Below are 17,041 nucleotides of genomic sequence, written 5' to 3' on the forward strand. Positions count from 1 at the left end.
ACATCCGCCCCCTTTTTCTTGCTTAAGCAACCTGCTGTTCGATCGCGCCGAAGATGCTGTGATGACGCTCGTCATCCATCCAGATGCGGACGGTATCGCCTTTTTGCATGAACGGCGTCTTTGGCGCGCCTTCCAGAATCGTTTCGACCGTTCGCACTTCGGCAAGGCAGCTATATCCCAGCCCGCCCTGCGCGATTGGTTTGCCCGGTCCGCCATCGCTGTCGCGATTCGACACCGTGCCAGATCCGATGATCGTTCCCGCACCCAGATTGCGCGTTTTTGCAGCATGCGCGATCAGGGCGCCGAAATCGAAGGTCATGTCGACGCCCGCATCGGCGCGCCCCAATGGCTCGCCGTTCAGATCAACGCACAAGGTACCGTGCAGTTTTCCGTCCTTCCACCGATCGCCGAGCGATTCCGGCGTCACGAACACCGGCGACATCGCGCTCGACGGCTTCGACTGGAAAAAACCGAACCCCTTGGCCAGTTCGCCCGGAATCAAGCCGCGAAGGGAGACGTCGTTGGTCAAGCCGACCAGCAGGATATGTTCGCGCGCCGTCGCCACGTCGATCCCGGCAGGAACATCGCCGGTGACGACGACAACTTCGGCTTCCATGTCACAGCCCCACGCGGGATCGCCGAGCGGGATCGGGTCGCGCGGCGCCAGGAAAGCGTCGCTGCCACCCTGGTACATCAGCGGATCGTGCCAGAAACTCTCGGGCATCTCTGCCCCGCGCGCCTGCCGCACGAGCGCGACATGGTTCACATAGGCGCTGCCGTCGGCCCATTGATAGGCGCGCGGCAATGGCGAGGCGGCGTCGCGCTCGTGGAAGCGTTCTTTCGGGATCGCGTCATGGTTCAGATCCTCGGCCAGCGCAGCGAGCCGGGGGGCAGCGTCGGCCCAATTGTCGAGCGCGGCCTGCATGGTCGGCGCAATCCGCGTAGCGTCGGCGTACCAGGCGAGGTCATCCGATACGACAATCAACCGACCGTCGCGGCCATGCTTGAGCGAAGCAAGTTTCACATTTGTCCCTTTGTCTGCGATGGCGCGCATCGCATGATCGGGGGAGCGATGATCAGCGCGGCATCTGGATCGATGCGAAACAGGTAAAGCCGCTCTGCCCCGCCTGCAAGCGCCGGATATATTGCAGATAGGCCTGCGACTGATTGTAGGTCGCGCCGGGCAGCGTCTGGCCGCGAAATGCGCGCTTGACCTCTTCGCCGGTGAACGGGCGAGGGGCGCCTTGAAAGGCGCCTTTGGTTCCCGGCGGCACCAATCGGCCGCCGGCATCGATATATTGCCCCGCGCCACCCGGACCCGGGACCGGAATCTGGCAATTCATCACCGATACCGCGGTCTGCGCAAAGGCAGGTCGGATCGTCATCGCCGCCGAAGCGCCTGCCGCGCCGAGAATGAGCAGGCGACGACGCGAAGGCGCGGCTTCGCCCGCATCCTCCTGCGCATTGTTCGCCTGATCATCGTGACTTTTCATGATTGACGCTTAACCCAATGGCCGGACGAGGAAAAGGCAAAGACCGCTCCGGACGCGGCCGCTTCCCGCTTTGGGACGCTTGGGCGAAGAATCGTTAGCGGTGCGAACGGGCTTGCGGGCGACGTGGCATCGTTTAAGGCACAAGGCAGGATGTTCGACCGCCTGTCCAGTCTCGTCGCCGCTTTGACAATGATTGCCATAGCCGCGCTTTTCGCGGCGATGGTCGGCGGGGATGCGCTGTCGATCACGATTCTGACGATCACCGCGATCGCGGCCGTTGCCGTGCTGTACAGCACCCTTGCCGCGCCAGTTTCCGACGCACGAGTACAGGTGAATACCGAACCCGTCGTTCTCCCGCCGCGCTCGCTGCTGCACCATCCCGATTTCGCCCAATGGGCCGACCAGGAAAAAGAACCTCTGCTGGGGACGGCGGCAAACATCGTGACCATCGCGAACGACGCGGCAATCAAGCTGCTCGGCCGGCATATCGTCGGTGCCGACATCCGCACCGCGATCCGCCACCCGGCGGCAACCGACTGGCTGTCGCGTCTTGCCGATGCCGCACCCGTCGAGACGCTGAGCCTCGCCGATTTTCCGCGCCCCGGTCAGCGCTGGACGATGCGAATCGCCAAGCTGTCGGGCACCGACCGGATCATCTTCCTGTCCGACCGCTCGGCGATCGACGCCGCCGACCGCATGCGCTCCGATTTCGTAGCGAATGCCAGCCACGAGCTTCGCACACCACTCGCCGCGATCCTCGGCTATGTCGAAACGCTGCAGGATATGAACGGCGAAGACGACGGTCCCACCCGCCACCGCTTCCTTTCGATCATCGACCGCGAGGCGCGACGGATGCAGCAATTGGTAATGGACCTGCTTTCGATTTCCCGCGTCGAGGCGGACCGTTTTCGCCGCCCCACTGCGACAATCGACTTGCGCGTCGTTGCGGGGGCAACCGTGGCGCAGCTGCGCGAAAGCGACCAACCGCGCGCGCGGGACATCGTTGCCGAACTGGGCGACGCCGAGCAGCCGATATTCGGCGACGAAGCGCAGCTCAGCCAGCTTGCGCACAATATCATCACCAACGCGATGAAATATGGCCGTCCCGGCACGCCGGTGACGGTCAAGCTTGCACGCGAAGGGACGCGGGTGCGTTTGTCGGTTGTCGACGAAGGAGACGGCATCGAAGCCGACCATATTCCGCGCCTGACCGAACGTTTCTATCGCGTCGATGAGGCCCGAAGCCGGTCGGTCGGCGGAACCGGCCTTGGCCTGGCGATCGTCAAACACATCAGCGAGCGCCATCAGGGGCAGCTCGATATTGCGAGCGAAATCGGCAAGGGGACGACGGTCTCGGTCGTCTTTCGACTCGCAACCGAAAACTAGTCGATCCGCTCGACCAACTCCGCAAGTTTACCGAACATCTCGTCGATCTGCGCCTTTTCGACGATCAACGGCGGCGACAATGCGATGATATCGCCGGTTGCGCGGATCAGCAGACCGTTGTCGAACGCGGCATGGAAAAGTTCGGTCGCGCGGGCGGCCGGTGCGCCCGGTCGCGGTTCCAGCTCGATACCGGCCACGAGTCCGATTGCACGGATATCGACGACATGCCGCCCCACCTTAAGGGAATGGGCAGCGTCCTCCCAATAGGCACCCAGTTCGCGCGCGCGCTCGAACAGCCCCTCGCGCTCATAGACGTCGAGCGCGGCAAGCCCGGCAGCGGCGGCGAGCGGATGGCCCGAATAGGTATAGCCGTGGAAAAGCTCGATCCCGCCCGGCACGCTCTCGATCACGGCGTCGTGCAGTTCGCGCTTCACCGCGACTGCGCCCATCGGAACCGCCGCGTTGGTAAGCCCCTTGGCCATGGTGATGATGTCAGGCGTCACACCCCATTCGCTCGCGGCGGTAGCCCCACCGACACGCCCGAAGGCGGTGATGACTTCATCGAAAATCAGGATGATGCCGTGACGGTCGCAGATGTCGCGCAGCCGGTGCAAATAGCCGACCGGCGGAATGAGCACGCCCGTTGATCCCGCCATCGGTTCGACGATGACCGCGGCAATCGTTTCCGCACCATGCAAGCCGACGAGCCGCTGGAGGTCGTCGGCCAGCTCCGCGCCATGCTGCGGAAATCCGCGCGAAAAGGCGTTGCAGTCAGGATTGTGCGTGTGGCGCAGATGGTCGGTGCCGGGAAGGCCGCCGCCGAACGCGCGGCGGTTGTTGACGAGCCCGCCGACGCTGATCCCGCCGAAGCCGGTGCCATGATAGGCGCGCTCGCGCCCGATCAACCGCGTGCGCGTCCCCTGCCCGCGTGCACGCTGAGCCGCGAGCGCGATCTTGAGCGCCGTATCGACCGACTCGGACCCGCTATTGGTGAAGAAAATCCGGTCGAGCCCGTCGGGCATCAGCGCGGCGAGTCGTTGTGCAAGTTCGAACGGTAACGGATGGCCCAGCTGAAAGGTCGGCGCATAGTCGAGTGTTGCGGCGGTCTTGGTAATCGCCTCGACGATTTCGGCGCGGCAATGCCCGGCATTGCTGCACCATAGCCCCGACGTTCCGTCGAGGATCTGCCGCCCGTCGGCGCTCTGGTAGTACATGCCGCTTGCCGACACGAGCTGGCGCGGCTGCGCCTTGTAGGCGCGGTTCGCGGTGAACGGCATCCAGAAGGACGCCAGCGGATCATTCTCACCCTTCATCGCGCGCTCCCTACGGCTTTGATTGCCGCGCCACTGTGACCGCCCGCCAAGCGGCTGACAATCGGGAAAATTGCCCCTCTGGCGCCGCCCCACGCTTCGCGATAGGCTGCGCACTCAACAGGGGGCGCTTTGCCCAATCGGGGGACCATGTCGATCAATCTGGAACACTGGATCAGCGAGCACAATATCGACGAGGTCGAGTGCATCGTTCCCGACATCAATGGGGTGCAGCGCGGCAAGGTCCTGCCTGCCAAGAAATTCCTGTCGTCGGTCAACGACAAGACGCTGCGCATCCCGGGCAGCGTCTTCATCTGCACGATCGACGGCCATTATCCTGAGGATATCGACGATATCTGGGACAAGGACCCTGACAAGATATTGATCGCCGACCCCGACACCATCTGTATCGCGCCAGGGTTCAAATCGCCGACGGCCTTTGTCATTGCCGACGCGTTCAACGGCGACGGCAGCGAAGTATCCATTGCGCCGCGGACGATCCTGAAAAAAGTTCTCGCGCTCTACGAAGCCAAAGGATGGCGCCCGATCATCGCGCCTGAGGTTGAATTTTATCTGGTGTCGCCGAACACAGACCCCGATTTTCCGCTGACCCCGCCGACCGGCCAGTCGGGGCGCGCCGAGGTTGCGAGCCAGCCCTATGGGCTGGAGGCGATGAATGAATATGAGGATATCATCGACCATATCTATGACGATTGCGAGCTGATGGGGCTCGATATCGATACGATGATCCATGAAATGGGCGCCGCGCAGCTCGAGGTCAATTTCATCCACGGCGATCCGCTGCGGCTTGCCGACGAGGTGTTCCTGTTCAAGCGCGTCGTGCGCAACGTCGCGAAGCAGCACGGGGTCTATGCGACCTTCATGGCGAACCCGATGGCGGGACAGCCGGGCAGTGCGATGCACGTCCACCAGTCGGTCGTCGATGCCGAAACGGGGCGCAATCTGTTCGCGACCGCGAACGGTCGCGACAGTGCGCAGTTCCGCAGCTTCGTTGCCGGGCTGATCCGCTTCATGCCGCAAATCTCGCCGATGTGGGCACCCAATGTGAACAGCTTTCGCCGGATGCGTCCCGATAGCGCCGCGCCGATCAACGTTCATTGGGGGGTCGACAACCGGTCTTGCGGCTTTCGCGTGCCAATTGCCGACAAGCACAACCGCCGCATCGAAAACCGCCTCGCGGGCGCCGACAGCAACCCCTATCTGGCGATCGCCGCGTCGCTCGTGTGCGGTTATATCGGCATGGTCGACCGGATGGTCCCGCCCAAGCCGATCGCCGGCAGCGCCTATAACCGCGCGCGTACCCTGCCCCGCACGCTCGAGGCCGCGCTCGATCGGTTCAGTTCGTGCAAAAAGGTCCGCAACCTGCTCGGGGACGATTTCTTCGAAATCTATTTCGCGGTGAAGGATCATGAGCTGTTCAATTACCAGTCGGTGGTATCGAGCTGGGAGCGCGAACATCTGTTGATGCGGGTTTGATGCCCCCTGCCCCGGCCCACCCGTTCGCGTCGAGCGAAGTCGAGACGCCCCTCGTTTCCGCTTGGCGTCTCGACTCCGCTCGACGCGAACGGAAATAGAAGGCCGGCTCACCATGTCCGACCCGCTGGCCGCCAGCTACTACGCCGCCACCGCCAGCCCTTGGCGCCCATCCCCCGTCGAAGGCGACATTGCGTGCGACGTCGCGGTCATCGGCGGCGGGTTCACAGGAGTCAGCGCGGCGCTCGCATGTGCGGAGCGCGGATTTTCGGTTGTTCTCTACGAAGCCGAGCGTATCGGTTTCGGCGCTTCGGGGCGCAATGGGGGGCAGCTGATCCCCGGCCTTCGCTGGACCGCATCCGAACTGGAGGCCGAATTCGGGCGCGAGCGCGCCGATGCGCTGTTCGACCTCTGCTGGCGCGACAATCGCGTGAAGGCGCGGATCGCAAAGCACGGCATCGACTGCGATGTGAAGGCGGGCCATCTGGAGGCTGCATGGACGCCGGGCGATTTTGACGCGCTACGGCGCGAGGCAGATTATCGAGCGAGCCGCTTCGGCTATACGACGCACGTTGTCGAAAAAGCTGGCCTGGACGCGCATATTTCGAGCCCGCTCTATCACGGCGGCATCTTTGATCCGCACGGCGGTCATTTCCATCCGCTCAACTATGTTATCGGCCTTGCGAAGGCTGCCGAAGCCGCTGGCGTGCGGATTGTCGAGGGGCGCCGCGTCGCGCCGGGCGATCTCGATGCGCGCTTCATCATCGACGCCACCGATAGCTGGATCGGCGAGATCGAACCCAACCTCGGCCGCTACACCGTGCCCATCATGAACTATAATATCGCGACCGCGCCGCTTGCGAATGCCCACGAACTTCTGCCCAGCGACGCCGCAGTCGCTGACAGCCGGTTCGTGCTCAACTATTTTCGCCTCTCCGCCGACAAGCGGCTGATCTTCGGCGGCGGCGAGCGCTATTCGCAGAGGCCGCCGCGCGACATTGCCGCCTTCGTCCGCCCCTTCATGGCGGAGGTATTCCCGCACATCGCCGATGCGCCGATCGATTATGGCTGGGGCGGCGCGGTTGCGGTGACGATGAACCGCCTCCCCCATATCGGGCGAAACGGAAATATCTTTTTTGCGCACGGCTTTTCGGGGCATGGCGCGCTCGTCACGACGCTCGCGGGCGAATTGATCGCGGAGGCGATGGTGGGGACCGCCGAGCGGTTCGATGTTCTCGCCAGCCTGCCATCGCGCCCCTTCCCCGGCGGGCGGTGGCTGCGGCGCCCTCTCGCTACGCTCGGTCTGCTCTGGTATGCGCTGCGCGACCGCTTGGGGTGAAGGAGCTTAATCCATGTCGAAGTCATCCGGCGCGATCGCGCCGCGCTCGGAGGCCGAGGCTTTTTTCGCGGCCAATCCCGACGTCGATTCGATCGAGATGATCTATACCGACATGGGCGGTGTCCCGCGCGGCAAGCGGCTGCGTCAGCACGAGGTGCTTGCCGTCTATGAGAGCGGCCGAATGATGCCGGGGTCGATCACCGTCGTCGACATCACCGGGCAGGATACGGTAGAAACCGGCCTCGTCTGGGAGGATGGAGACGCCGACCGGTCGATGAAGCCGATCCCCGGAACGCTCGTGCGCACGCCGTGGGGCGGCGACAAGGCTGCGCAGTTCCTTGTCGACTTCTACGAGCTCGACGGCACGCCGCACGACCTCGACCCGCGCCACGTCCTTGGCCGCGTCGTCGACCGTTTTGCCGCCGAGGGGCTCACCCCGGTGGTCGCGGTCGAGCTCGAATTCTATCTCGTCGATCCGCGTCGGGCGCGCGACGGCGCCATCCGGCCCGCCCGGCCGCCCTACAGCCGCGACACGCCGCGCAATGTCGAAGTCTATGGCCTGCGCGAACTCGACGACTTCCGGCCCTTTTTCGACGCGCTCTACGCCGCCACCGATGTGCAGGGCCTGCCGCTCGAAAGCGCGATTTCGGAATTCGCCCCAGGCCAATTCGAAATCACGCTGCGCCACAAGCCCGACGCGCTTGGTGCGTGCGACGACGCGATCATGTACAAGCGGCTCGTAAAAGCGATCGCGCAGGCGCATGGGCTGGAGGCGACCTTCATGGCCAAGCCCTTTGCGGAACAGGCGGGCAGCGGGATGCACATCCATGTGTCGATGAACGACGCCGATGGCGCGAACATCTTCGCGAGCAACGACACCGAAGGCAGCGATGCGCTGCGTCACGCAATCGGCGGGATGATCGGCAGCGTCAGCGACGCCTTTGCGCTTTTTGCGCCGCATGCGAACAGCTATCGCCGGTTCAAGGCTAACAGCTACGCCCCCGTCGCGCCGACTTGGGGCGTGAATAACCGCACCGTGTCCTTCCGTATTCCCGCGGGACCGCCCGCCAGCCGTCATATCGAGCATCGCGCGTGCGGCGCGGACGCCAACCCCTATCTCGCCGTTGCCGCCGTCCTCGCCGGCATGCACCATGGCATGACGCACAAGACCGACCCCGGCCCGGCGGTCGTCGGCAACGGCTATGACCGCGACAATGCCGGGGACGAAAAGCCGCCGTCGAACTGGTTCGCGGCGGTCGACCGATTTGACGCGTCGGACCTGATGCGCGATTATCTGGGTGCACGGTTCGTCGATATGTTCAGCATCGTGAAGCGCGTCGAGCAGGACCGCTATTTCTCCGCCGTCCCCGCGCTCGATTACGACTGGTATCTGCGTAACGCATGATAATTTCAAAGATATGTGGTGCAGCGCAAATATACCCTTCCCAAGCGCCGCCGTTTGAGTCAGCTTGGCGTCTTCACACAGGGAGGCGGTCATGGACGTGAACGAACTGATCAAGCAAACCCGCGGGCGCCGCTCGCTGTTGCAGGCGATGGGGGTCGCGGCGGTCGGGATCAGCTTCGGCGGGCTTGCCGCTTGCAGCAAAGGCGACGGTACCAAGCTCGCCAATGGCGAAGAGGCCAAGCTCAACTTCTACAATTGGGACACCTATATTGGCGAGACGACGCTCGACGATTTCAAGGAAGCGACCGGCGTCAACGTCACGATGGACCTGTTCGACAGCAACGACGTACTGTTTGCGAAGTTCAAGGCGGGCAACCCCGGATATGACGTGATCGTGCCGTCGAACGATTTCGTCGAACGGATGATCCAGGCCGACATGCTGATGCCGCTCGACCACAGCCTGATTCCGAACAAGCGCAATATCGACCCAGCCTATATCAACGTCGAATATGACCTGCAGCGCAAATTTTCGATGCCCTACACGTGGCTCGCGCTCGGCATCGGTTATCGCAAGTCGAAGGTATCGGCGACGCCCGACAGCTGGAAGCTGCTGTTCGACAGTCCCGAATATGCCGGCCGCATCGCTTGGCTGTCGGAAGCAGGCGACATGTTTCGCCTCTATGGCAAATATCTGGGAAAATCGGTCAACGAGCTCACTCCGGCAGATATCAAGACGATCGAGGCGATGATGATCCGTCAAAAGCCCCATGTGAAGAAATTCCATGAGGATGACGGGCAGGATCTGCTGCTCAAGGGCGATTGCGACGTCGTGCTCGAATATAATGGCGATATCGCGCAGGCGATGACTGAGGACGACGATATCGACTTCGTCATTCCGAACGAAGGCAGCCAGCTCAATTCGGACAATCTTTGCATCCCGAAGGGCGCGCCGCACCCGAAAAACGCGCATGCCTTCATCAACTATATCCTCGACGCAGAGGTCGACAAGCATATCACCGAGACGATCCTCTATCCGACGCCCAATGCGGCGACGAAGGCGATGATGCCCGACAGCTACAAGAACAACCCGGTCGTCTTTCCGCCGGCGGACAAGCTCGCGAAATGCGAATATGCGCAGTTCAACCCCGAGTTGCAGCCGCTGTACGAAGAGGCGTTCACGCGGGTCCGGGCAGCTTAGACCTCGATAAGGGCATCGGGGGGTGGCCGAACAGGATTGGGGCACGAACAAACGAGCGTTCGCGGCGGTATCGCTGCCCACCTTGTTCTGGGTCGTCGCCTTTTTCCTGGTCCCGATGGCGATCGTCTGGCTGTACAGCTTCGGCGAGAACCGCGGCCTGACGGATATCGACATTTCGGGAACGCTCGACAATTACAAGCGCGCGACCGAATGGCTTTATGTCACCATCTTCGCCAAGAGTTTCGCCGTCGCGGCGCTGGTGACGCTCATCTGCCTGATCGTCGGCTTTCCGGTCGCAATGGCGATCACCTTTGCGAGCGAAAAGTGGCGGCCGTGGCTGCTGCTGGGCATCATGCTGCCTTTCTGGACCAATCTCCTCATCCGCACCTATGCGCTGATGATGCTGCTCGGAACGCAGGGGTTCGCGAACAAGGGTCTCGGCCTGCTCTGGGGCGGGGCGAGCTGGGTCAAGACGCTCGTCGGTCTGGAGCCGCTTCCTACTTGGGAGCCCGTCGAGCTGCTCTTCAATAATTTCGCGGTCGTCTTCGGCCTTGTCTATGTCCACCTGCCCTTCATGGTGCTGCCACTCTATGCCGCGCTCGACCGATTGGACCGCAGCCTGATCGAGGCGAGCCTCGACCTTGGCGCCGGGCATTTCCGTACCATCATGCGCATCGTCGTGCCGCTCGCGGCGCCGGGCATCGTCGCGGGGGTGATGATTACCCTCATCCCCGCGCTCGGCGCTTACCTCACCCCCGATCTGATGGGCGGCACCGACAGCCAGATGATCGCCAATGTCATCGAGCGGCAGTTCAAGAAGGCGAACGACTGGCCCTTCGGTGCGGCGCTGTCCTTTCTTCTCATCTATGCGATGTTCATCCTGATCGCGCTGCAGTCACTGCGCCGCAAAGTGCCGGAGGTCCGCTGATGGCGCTTTTTGCCCGCGCCGCGCGCGCGCCGCTCGAATATAGCCGCACCTTGTGGATGCGGCTGTGGGTCGGCGCGGTGATGGTCTTTCTCTACGCGCCGTTAGCCGTGCTGATGATCTTCAGCTTCAACGACAGCAAACGGAACGTCGTGTGGCGCGGCTTCACGACCAAATATTATGAAAAGGCGCTCAGCAACGACCAGCTTGTCGAGGCGCTCGTCAATTCGCTCGCCATTGCCGCGCTCGCGACACTCGCGAGCCTCGTCATTGGCACGCTCGCCGCGATCATGCTCTGGCGCTTTCGTTTTCCACTGAAAGGAATCGTCGACGGCACCGTGTCGCTGCCGATCATCGTCCCCGAAATCTGCCTTGGCGTCGCCTTCCTGATGTTTTTCGCGGCCGTCGACTGGCCCACCGATCTCATCTGGCCTTTCAACCTCGGCGCGATCACGATCGCGCACATAACCTTCTGTTTTCCTTTCGTAACGATGGTGGTGCGATCGCGCCTCGCAAGCTTCAACCGCGAGCAGGAGGAAGCTGCTAAAGACCTCGGCGCGAGCGAATGGCAGGTGTTCCGCGACGTGCTGATCCCGCACATAAAGCCCGCGCTCGTTGCTGGGGCACTTCTCGCCTTCACGCTCAGCCTCGACGATTTCGTCATCACCTATTTCACCAGCGGCCCCGACACGATCACCTTCCCGGTGAAAGTCTATTCGATGGTCCGTTTTTCGGTGACGCCAGAGGTCAATGCGGCCTCGACCCTGCTTATCATCCTGACCGTGGTGCTGACCTTCATTGCGCTCAAGTTGCAGGGCGTGAAAGCAATTGCGGACACGCATTGATGCGACTTCCCCATCAACTTCCCGGTCTTGTCCGTCGCCCTCGCGAAGGCGAAGGCCGCTGGCAGCGGAAGTCTGCGACGCTACGAAAGACCGACAGCGGCCTCCGCCTGCGCGGAGGCGGCAAAACCATCAGGACCGCATCATGACCAACGCGCCCAAGCCGATCATCCAGATCCGCAACGTGTCCAAACGCTTCGGCAAAGTCACTGCGGTCGACGATGTGAACCTCGACATTCTTACCGGCGAGTTCTTCGTCCTGCTCGGTCCATCCGGCTGCGGCAAGACCACGCTCCTCCGAATGATTGCGGGGTTCGAGCTGCCGACCGAGGGCCAAATCCTTATCGACGGGCAGGACATGGCGGGCATCGCGCCGAACAAGCGACCCGTTAACATGGTCTTCCAGAGCTATGCCGTCTTTCCGCACATGAGCGTTGCCGACAATGTCGGCTATGGCCTCAAGATCGCAGGGGTGAAGGGCGGCGAAGCGAAGGATCGCGTCGCCGAGGCGCTCGAACTCGTCAAGCTCGGCGGGTATGAGGCGCGGATGCCCGACCAGATGTCGGGCGGGCAGCGCCAGCGCGTCGCGCTTGCGCGCAGCCTCGTCATGCGGCCCAAGGTGCTTTTGCTCGACGAACCGCTGTCGGCGCTCGATGCCAAGCTGCGTGCACAGATGCAGTTCGAGCTGTCCGACCTGCAGGATCAGGTCGGCATCACCTTCGTCACCGTCACACACGATCAGGACGAGGCACTGTCGATGGCAAGCCGGATCGCCGTGATCAACAAAGGCGATGTCGCGCAGCTTGCAACGCCGTCGGACCTCTATGAATATCCCGCCAATCGTTTCGTCGCCGATTTCGTGGGGTCGGTAAATATCTTCGAGGGCAAGTTGACATTGGACGAACCCGACCGCGCGGCGGTCGACTGCCCCGGACTCGGCAAGGTCTATCTCAACCATGGTGTCACCGGCCCGCACGGTGCGGACGTGTGGGTCGCGCTGCGGCCCGAGAAAATCTATCTCCACGTCCCCGGCGAAGGGAAGGCCGTCCGCGCGGCGGCGCTCGACGCGCCCGAAGACCATAATTTCGCGCGCGGCTGCATCAAGGGCATGAGCTATCTAGGCGACATCACGCTTTACGAGATCCTGCTCGATTCGGGCGCGATGCTGCGCGTGTCGCGCCCCAACCTGTCGCGCCATGACCAAGAGGATTTCACCTGGGACGACCGGGTGAGCATGCACTGGCGCGCCGACAGCCCCGTGGTGCTGCTGGGATAGGCGGAACGTCGCACCGGGCATGATCCGGACGACAATGGCGGGAGGCAAATTTACCTTCGCCACCGCCAAAAAAGCCTGCTTTGCCATATTGCCGCGCGCAAACCATCTTGGCTCGCATGGAAAAGCATCTCCAATCACCGGGCAAATTGTGGCTCGTCGGCGCCGGGCCGGGCGACCCTGACCTGTTGACGCTGCGCGCAGCGCGGCTGCTCGAAAGCGCCGACCTTGTCGTCCATGACGGCCTCGTAGGCGAAGGCGTGCTCGCGCTCATCCCCCGGCATGTTGCGCGTGTGAGCGTCGCCAAGCAGCGCAGCCGCCACACGATGAAGCAGGAGCTTATCAACGAGTTGCTCGTGCGCGAAACGCGCGCGGGCAAGCAGGTCGTGCGGCTGAAGGGCGGCGACCCGTTCATCTTCGGGCGCGGCGGCGAAGAACTCGACGCGGCGCGCGAGGCGGGAATCGCATGCGAGGTCGTCCCCGGCATCACCGCAGCGGCGGGCTGTGCGGCGCAGGCGGGCCTTCCCCTCACCCACCGCGAGGATGCAAGCGCGGTGAGCTTCGTCGCGGGTCAGTGCAAGGACCTGACCGACCAGGACTGGTCGGGGCTTGCGGGGCATGGCCGCACGCTCGTCATCTATATGGGTCTCGCGACCGCCTCGGCGATCGCCGACAAGTTGATCGCAGACGGCGTTTCGCCCGATCTGCCGGTCGCGGTGGTGGAGCGCGGGACGACGGCTTACGCCCGCGTGCTCCGCACCTTGCTCACCGACCTTGGCGATCTGGTGGCGCGCGAACGGGTGGCAAGCCCGGCGCTGATCATCGTCGGCAAGGTCGCCGCGCGCGCCGACGCTCTCGACTGCCTCGGCGCGCCCGGCGTCGCCGAACATATAAGGGGTATTTCATGAAACTATTGACGGGCAACGATCTGAAAACGGGCGCTGTCACCTGGTGGACGGGCAGCGACTGGTCGATCCATATCGAGGACGCCGCCGATGTTGGCGAACAGGGCGAGGCGATATTGCACGCCGAAGAAGGCGCCCGCCGCGTCAACGCGCCCTATATCATCGCGGGCGAAATGACTCCTGATGGCCCGCGTCCCGCGCACATCAAGGACCGCATCCGCGCGCTCGGCCCGACGGTGCGCCCCGACCTGACTTTGAAACCCGCCGATCCCACGGCCGGCGACTGGGTGATCTGACATGTATAAATATGACGAATATGACCAGGCGATGGTCGAGGCGCGCGTCGCCGAATTTTCCGACCAGGTCCGCCGCCGCCTTGCGGGCGAAATCACCGAGGATCAGTTCAAGCCGCTGCGGCTGATGAACGGCCTTTATCTCCAGCTTCACGCCTATATGCTGCGCGTTGCGGTGCCCTATGGGACGCTCGACAGCCGACAGATGCGGATGCTCGCGCACATTGCGCGCAAATACGACCGCGATTACGGCCATTTCACCACGCGCCAGAATATCCAGTATAACTGGATCAAGCTGGAGGATGCGCCCGCGATCCTCGCCGACCTCGCGTCGGTCGAGATGCACGCGATCCAGACGAGCGGCAATTGCATCCGCAACATCAGTTCGGACCAGTTCGCCGGCGCCGCTGCCGACGAGATCACCGATCCGCGCCCCTGGGCGGAGCTGCTGCGCCAATGGTCGAGCTTTCACCCGGAATTCAGCTATTTGCCGCGCAAGTTCAAAATCGCGGTCATCGCGGCCGAGGAGGACCGTGCTGCGATGCGCCTGCACGACATCGGTATCCAGATCGTCGAGAAGGACGGGGCCCACGGCGCCGCCTTCTACGTCGGCGGCGGCATGGGACGCACCCCGATGATCGCGCCGCTGATCAAGGATTTCGTGCCGCTCGACGATCTGCTGAGCTACACCGAGGCGTGCCTGCGGGTGTACAACCGCTACGGCCGCCGCGACAATATCTACAAGGCGCGGATCAAGATCCTCGTCCACGAGATCGGCGCCGACGAGTATCGCCGTCAGGTCGAGGAAGAATTTGCGCATGTGAAGACGCTGGGCATCGACCCGCCGCGCGCCGAGTTCGACCGTATCGCCGCGCAATTTGCACCGCCGCCGCTCGACGTCTCGGCGCCCGATGACGTCGACCGCAGCGATCCCGACTTTGCCGTCTGGCTCGACCAGAATGTCGCCGCGCACAAGGTGCCGGGCCATGCCATCGTGACGATCAGCCTCAAGCCCGTCGGCGGCATTCCCGGCGATGCATCGTCGGCGCAGATCGACCTGATGGCTGACCTTGCCGAGACATACAGCCATGACGAGTTGCGCGTCACCCACGCGCAGAACATCGTGCTGCCTCACGTCCGTAAGGCCGACCTCCATACCATCTGGCAAAAGCTGGACGAAGCCGGGCTTGCGACGCCGAACCTCGACCTCATCAGCGACATCATAGCTTGCCCCGGGCTCGATTATTGCAGCCTGGCCAATGCGCGTTCGATCCCCGTCGCGCAGAAAATCGCGACGCGCTTTGCCGACCTCGGGCGCCAGAAGGAACTGGGCGAGCTCAAGCTCAAGATTTCGGGCTGCATCAACGCCTGCGGCCACCACCACGCCGGCCACATCGGCATCCTCGGCGTCGACCGCAAAGGCACCGAAAATTACCAGCTTCTGCTCGGCGGATCGGGCGCCGAGGATGTGTCGCTCGGCGCGATCACCGGCCCCGGCTTCGACGAGGACGGCATCGTCGATGCGATCGAGCGCGTCACCGACAAATATCTGAGCGAGCGAGCCGAAGGCGAACGCTTCGTCGACACCTTCCGCCGCGTCGGCATGGCGCCGTTCAAGGAGGCGATTTATGGTTGAGCATCTCCACGTCGACGGCGAGGAACCCTGCGTCACGCTCGACGCCTTTCTGTCGCAGTCGAACGCGACCGCGGTGCGGCTCGAAAGCGACGAGGATGCGCGCGCGCTCATCCCCTATCTCGACCGGCTCAAGCTGATCGAAATCGCCTTCCCCGCCTTTCGGGACGGACGCGGCTATTCGTCGGCGCGTATCCTGCGCGAGGCCGGATATACGGGTGAACTGCGCGCGCAGGGCGACGTGCTCGTCGACCAGATCGCCTATATGAAGCGCTGCGGCTTCGACAGTTTCGCCGCTGAAAAACCGCTCAGCGCAGCCGATGTCGACGCCGCGCTGGCGCGCTGGCCGCATCATTATCAGGGCGCTGCCGACGCTGCGGTACCGATATGGAAATTGAGGCATGGCTGACGTGACTTTCTCTCCCCAACGCAAGGCCGAAGACCGCACGCGCGACCGCATCGATGTCGCTCCGCGTTTCACCAACGCTGACGTCATCCGGCTCAACAATCTGTTCCGCGGGCAGGACGCCGCCGAAGTCGTCGCGAGCGTCATCGGCGCGGGGCTGATCGGCGAAACGGCGATCGTGTCGAGCTTTGGCGCCGAAAGCGCGGTGCTGCTCCACCTCGTCACGCGCGTAGCGCCCGACATGTCGGTACTGTTCCTCGATACAGGCAAGCATTTCCCCGAGACACTCGCCTATCGCGACGAACTGGCGGCGCGGCTGGGGCTCAACCTCGTCAACCTGACCCCCGACGCCGAGGAGCTCGCCAAGAAGGACGCGACCGAGCTGCGTTGGTCCTACGACCCCGACGGCTGCTGCGAAATCCGCAAGGTCAAGCCGCTCGAAAAGGCACTCACCGATTTCGATACGTCGATTACCGGCCGCAAAGGGTTCCAGTCATCGACACGGCAGGGCCTGCCGCGCTTCGAACTCGACGGCTCGACCGGTCGGCTGAAATTCAACCCGCTCGCCAACTGGACGCGCGAAATGCTCGACGATTATTTCGCCGAGTACGACCTTCCGCGCCACCCGCTCGAAGCCGAAGGCTATCCCTCGATCGGCTGCTCGCCGTGCACGTCAAAGGTCAAACCCGGCGAAGACCCGCGCTCGGGCCGCTGGCGCGGCTGGGACAAGACCGAATGCGGCATCCATAGCGAAGTCACGCCAATCGACGATGACCCGGCGAACGATCCCGCGTTCTAGGAACTCATTGCCCAGACAGCCATGCCGAAGAAACAGGCCAGGACCGCGCTAGCGCACGCAAATATCGTCCACGCGATTCTACATTGGGCCACGAGTTTATCGAGAACAGGATCCGCGTAATCCAACGTCGGATACTTGTGCAGAAAATCCAGCAACCAGGTCAGGATGTTCGGCCCGACCCAAGTATTGCCTCGGTCGATGTAGCGAAAATAATCATGCGCTTGATCGAGCCGCCGCTCAATGCGCTTGATATAGGCGACAAGCCAGAACCAGAGAACAGCAACGACGAGTGCGACCGCTGTGAACAATATATCAATCGTTCCCATCGGCCCGACGTCCT

Annotated in this window: 17 protein-coding genes; 13 read left to right on the forward strand and 4 right to left on the reverse strand. The window is 63.1% G+C overall.

The window, feature by feature from the left end; genetic code table 11:
• Positions 1-22: 22 nt before the first annotated feature.
• Positions 23-1,024, reverse strand: a complete 1,002-nt coding sequence (locus JI743_RS02825) for a fumarylacetoacetate hydrolase family protein (RefSeq protein WP_201925738.1) — start codon at positions 1,022-1,024, stop codon at positions 23-25.
• Between the two features lie 52 nt (positions 1,025-1,076).
• Positions 1,077-1,493, reverse strand: a complete 417-nt coding sequence (locus JI743_RS02830) for a hypothetical protein (RefSeq protein WP_201925740.1) — start codon at positions 1,491-1,493, stop codon at positions 1,077-1,079.
• 150 nt (positions 1,494-1,643) lie between these two features.
• Here JI743_RS02830 and JI743_RS02835 point away from each other — a divergent pair, with 150 nt between their 5' ends.
• Positions 1,644-2,879: an ATP-binding protein gene (locus tag JI743_RS02835; protein ID WP_201925742.1), complete on the forward strand. Its 1,236-nt coding sequence runs from the start codon at positions 1,644-1,646 to the stop codon at positions 2,877-2,879.
• On the opposite strand, the gene aptA is transcribed toward JI743_RS02835, so the two are convergent.
• The gene (gene aptA / locus JI743_RS02840) at positions 2,876-4,192 is read right to left on the reverse strand and encodes an omega-aminotransferase AptA (RefSeq protein WP_201925745.1); all 1,317 of its coding nucleotides are present in this window, start codon (positions 4,190-4,192) and stop codon (positions 2,876-2,878) included. The genes JI743_RS02835 and aptA overlap by 4 nt on opposite strands.
• Before the next feature lie 147 nt (positions 4,193-4,339).
• Here aptA and JI743_RS02845 point away from each other — a divergent pair, with 147 nt between their 5' ends.
• The 12 genes from JI743_RS02845 (at position 4,340) to JI743_RS02900 (ending at position 16,701) form a co-directional block, all read left to right on the forward strand.
• Complete coding sequence (locus JI743_RS02845) at positions 4,340-5,686, forward strand: glutamine synthetase family protein (protein ID WP_201925747.1); 1,347 nt, start codon at positions 4,340-4,342, stop codon at positions 5,684-5,686.
• 112 nt (positions 5,687-5,798) lie between these two features.
• Entirely contained in the window at positions 5,799-7,022 is a 1,224-nt protein-coding gene (locus JI743_RS02850; protein ID WP_201925749.1) for an NAD(P)/FAD-dependent oxidoreductase, read from the forward strand.
• A gap of 13 nt (positions 7,023-7,035) precedes the next feature.
• Positions 7,036-8,427 (forward strand): glutamine synthetase family protein, encoded by a 1,392-nt coding sequence (locus tag JI743_RS02855; RefSeq protein WP_201925752.1) that lies wholly within the window; start codon positions 7,036-7,038, stop codon positions 8,425-8,427.
• Positions 8,428-8,518: 91 nt separating this feature from the next.
• Positions 8,519-9,625 (forward strand): ABC transporter substrate-binding protein, encoded by a 1,107-nt coding sequence (locus JI743_RS02860; RefSeq protein WP_201925753.1) that lies wholly within the window; start codon positions 8,519-8,521, stop codon positions 9,623-9,625.
• A gap of 22 nt (positions 9,626-9,647) precedes the next feature.
• The gene (locus tag JI743_RS02865) at positions 9,648-10,553 is read left to right on the forward strand and encodes an ABC transporter permease (RefSeq protein WP_201925755.1); all 906 of its coding nucleotides are present in this window, start codon (positions 9,648-9,650) and stop codon (positions 10,551-10,553) included.
• Positions 10,553-11,395 carry an ABC transporter permease gene (locus tag JI743_RS02870; protein WP_201925757.1) on the forward strand — a complete coding sequence of 281 codons (843 nt, stop codon included), beginning with the start codon at positions 10,553-10,555 and terminating at the stop codon, positions 11,393-11,395. Before JI743_RS02865 ends, JI743_RS02870 begins: the two co-directional genes overlap by 1 nt.
• Positions 11,396-11,537: 142 nt before the next feature.
• Positions 11,538-12,668, forward strand: a complete 1,131-nt coding sequence (locus JI743_RS02875) for an ABC transporter ATP-binding protein (protein ID WP_201925759.1) — start codon at positions 11,538-11,540, stop codon at positions 12,666-12,668.
• 116 nt (positions 12,669-12,784) lie between these two features.
• Complete coding sequence (cobA, locus tag JI743_RS02880; RefSeq protein WP_201925761.1) at positions 12,785-13,573, forward strand: uroporphyrinogen-III C-methyltransferase; 789 nt, start codon at positions 12,785-12,787, stop codon at positions 13,571-13,573.
• The gene (locus JI743_RS02885) at positions 13,570-13,866 is read left to right on the forward strand and encodes a DUF2849 domain-containing protein (protein WP_033073443.1); all 297 of its coding nucleotides are present in this window, start codon (positions 13,570-13,572) and stop codon (positions 13,864-13,866) included. The genes cobA and JI743_RS02885 overlap by 4 nt, the downstream gene beginning before the upstream one ends.
• Position 13,867: 1 nt before the next feature.
• Positions 13,868-15,499: a nitrite/sulfite reductase gene (locus JI743_RS02890; protein ID WP_201925763.1), complete on the forward strand. Its 1,632-nt coding sequence runs from the start codon at positions 13,868-13,870 to the stop codon at positions 15,497-15,499.
• A complete protein-coding gene (locus tag JI743_RS02895; RefSeq protein ID WP_201925765.1) occupies positions 15,492-15,905 on the forward strand; it encodes a DUF934 domain-containing protein in 414 nt (137 codons plus the stop codon). Before JI743_RS02890 ends, JI743_RS02895 begins: the two co-directional genes overlap by 8 nt.
• Complete coding sequence (locus JI743_RS02900; protein ID WP_201925767.1) at positions 15,898-16,701, forward strand: phosphoadenylyl-sulfate reductase; 804 nt, start codon at positions 15,898-15,900, stop codon at positions 16,699-16,701. Before JI743_RS02895 ends, JI743_RS02900 begins: the two co-directional genes overlap by 8 nt.
• Here the strand turns inward: JI743_RS02900 and JI743_RS02905 are convergent.
• Positions 16,698-17,027 carry a hypothetical protein gene (locus JI743_RS02905; RefSeq protein WP_201925769.1) on the reverse strand — a complete coding sequence of 110 codons (330 nt, stop codon included), beginning with the start codon at positions 17,025-17,027 and terminating at the stop codon, positions 16,698-16,700. The two genes, JI743_RS02900 and JI743_RS02905, sit on opposite strands and share 4 nt — an antisense overlap.
• Between the last annotated feature and the right edge of the window lie 14 nt (positions 17,028-17,041).

The sequence above is a fragment of the Sphingopyxis jiangsuensis genome (assembly GCF_016734905.1).
GTDB classification, from domain to species: Bacteria; Pseudomonadota; Alphaproteobacteria; order Sphingomonadales; family Sphingomonadaceae; genus Sphingopyxis; species Sphingopyxis jiangsuensis.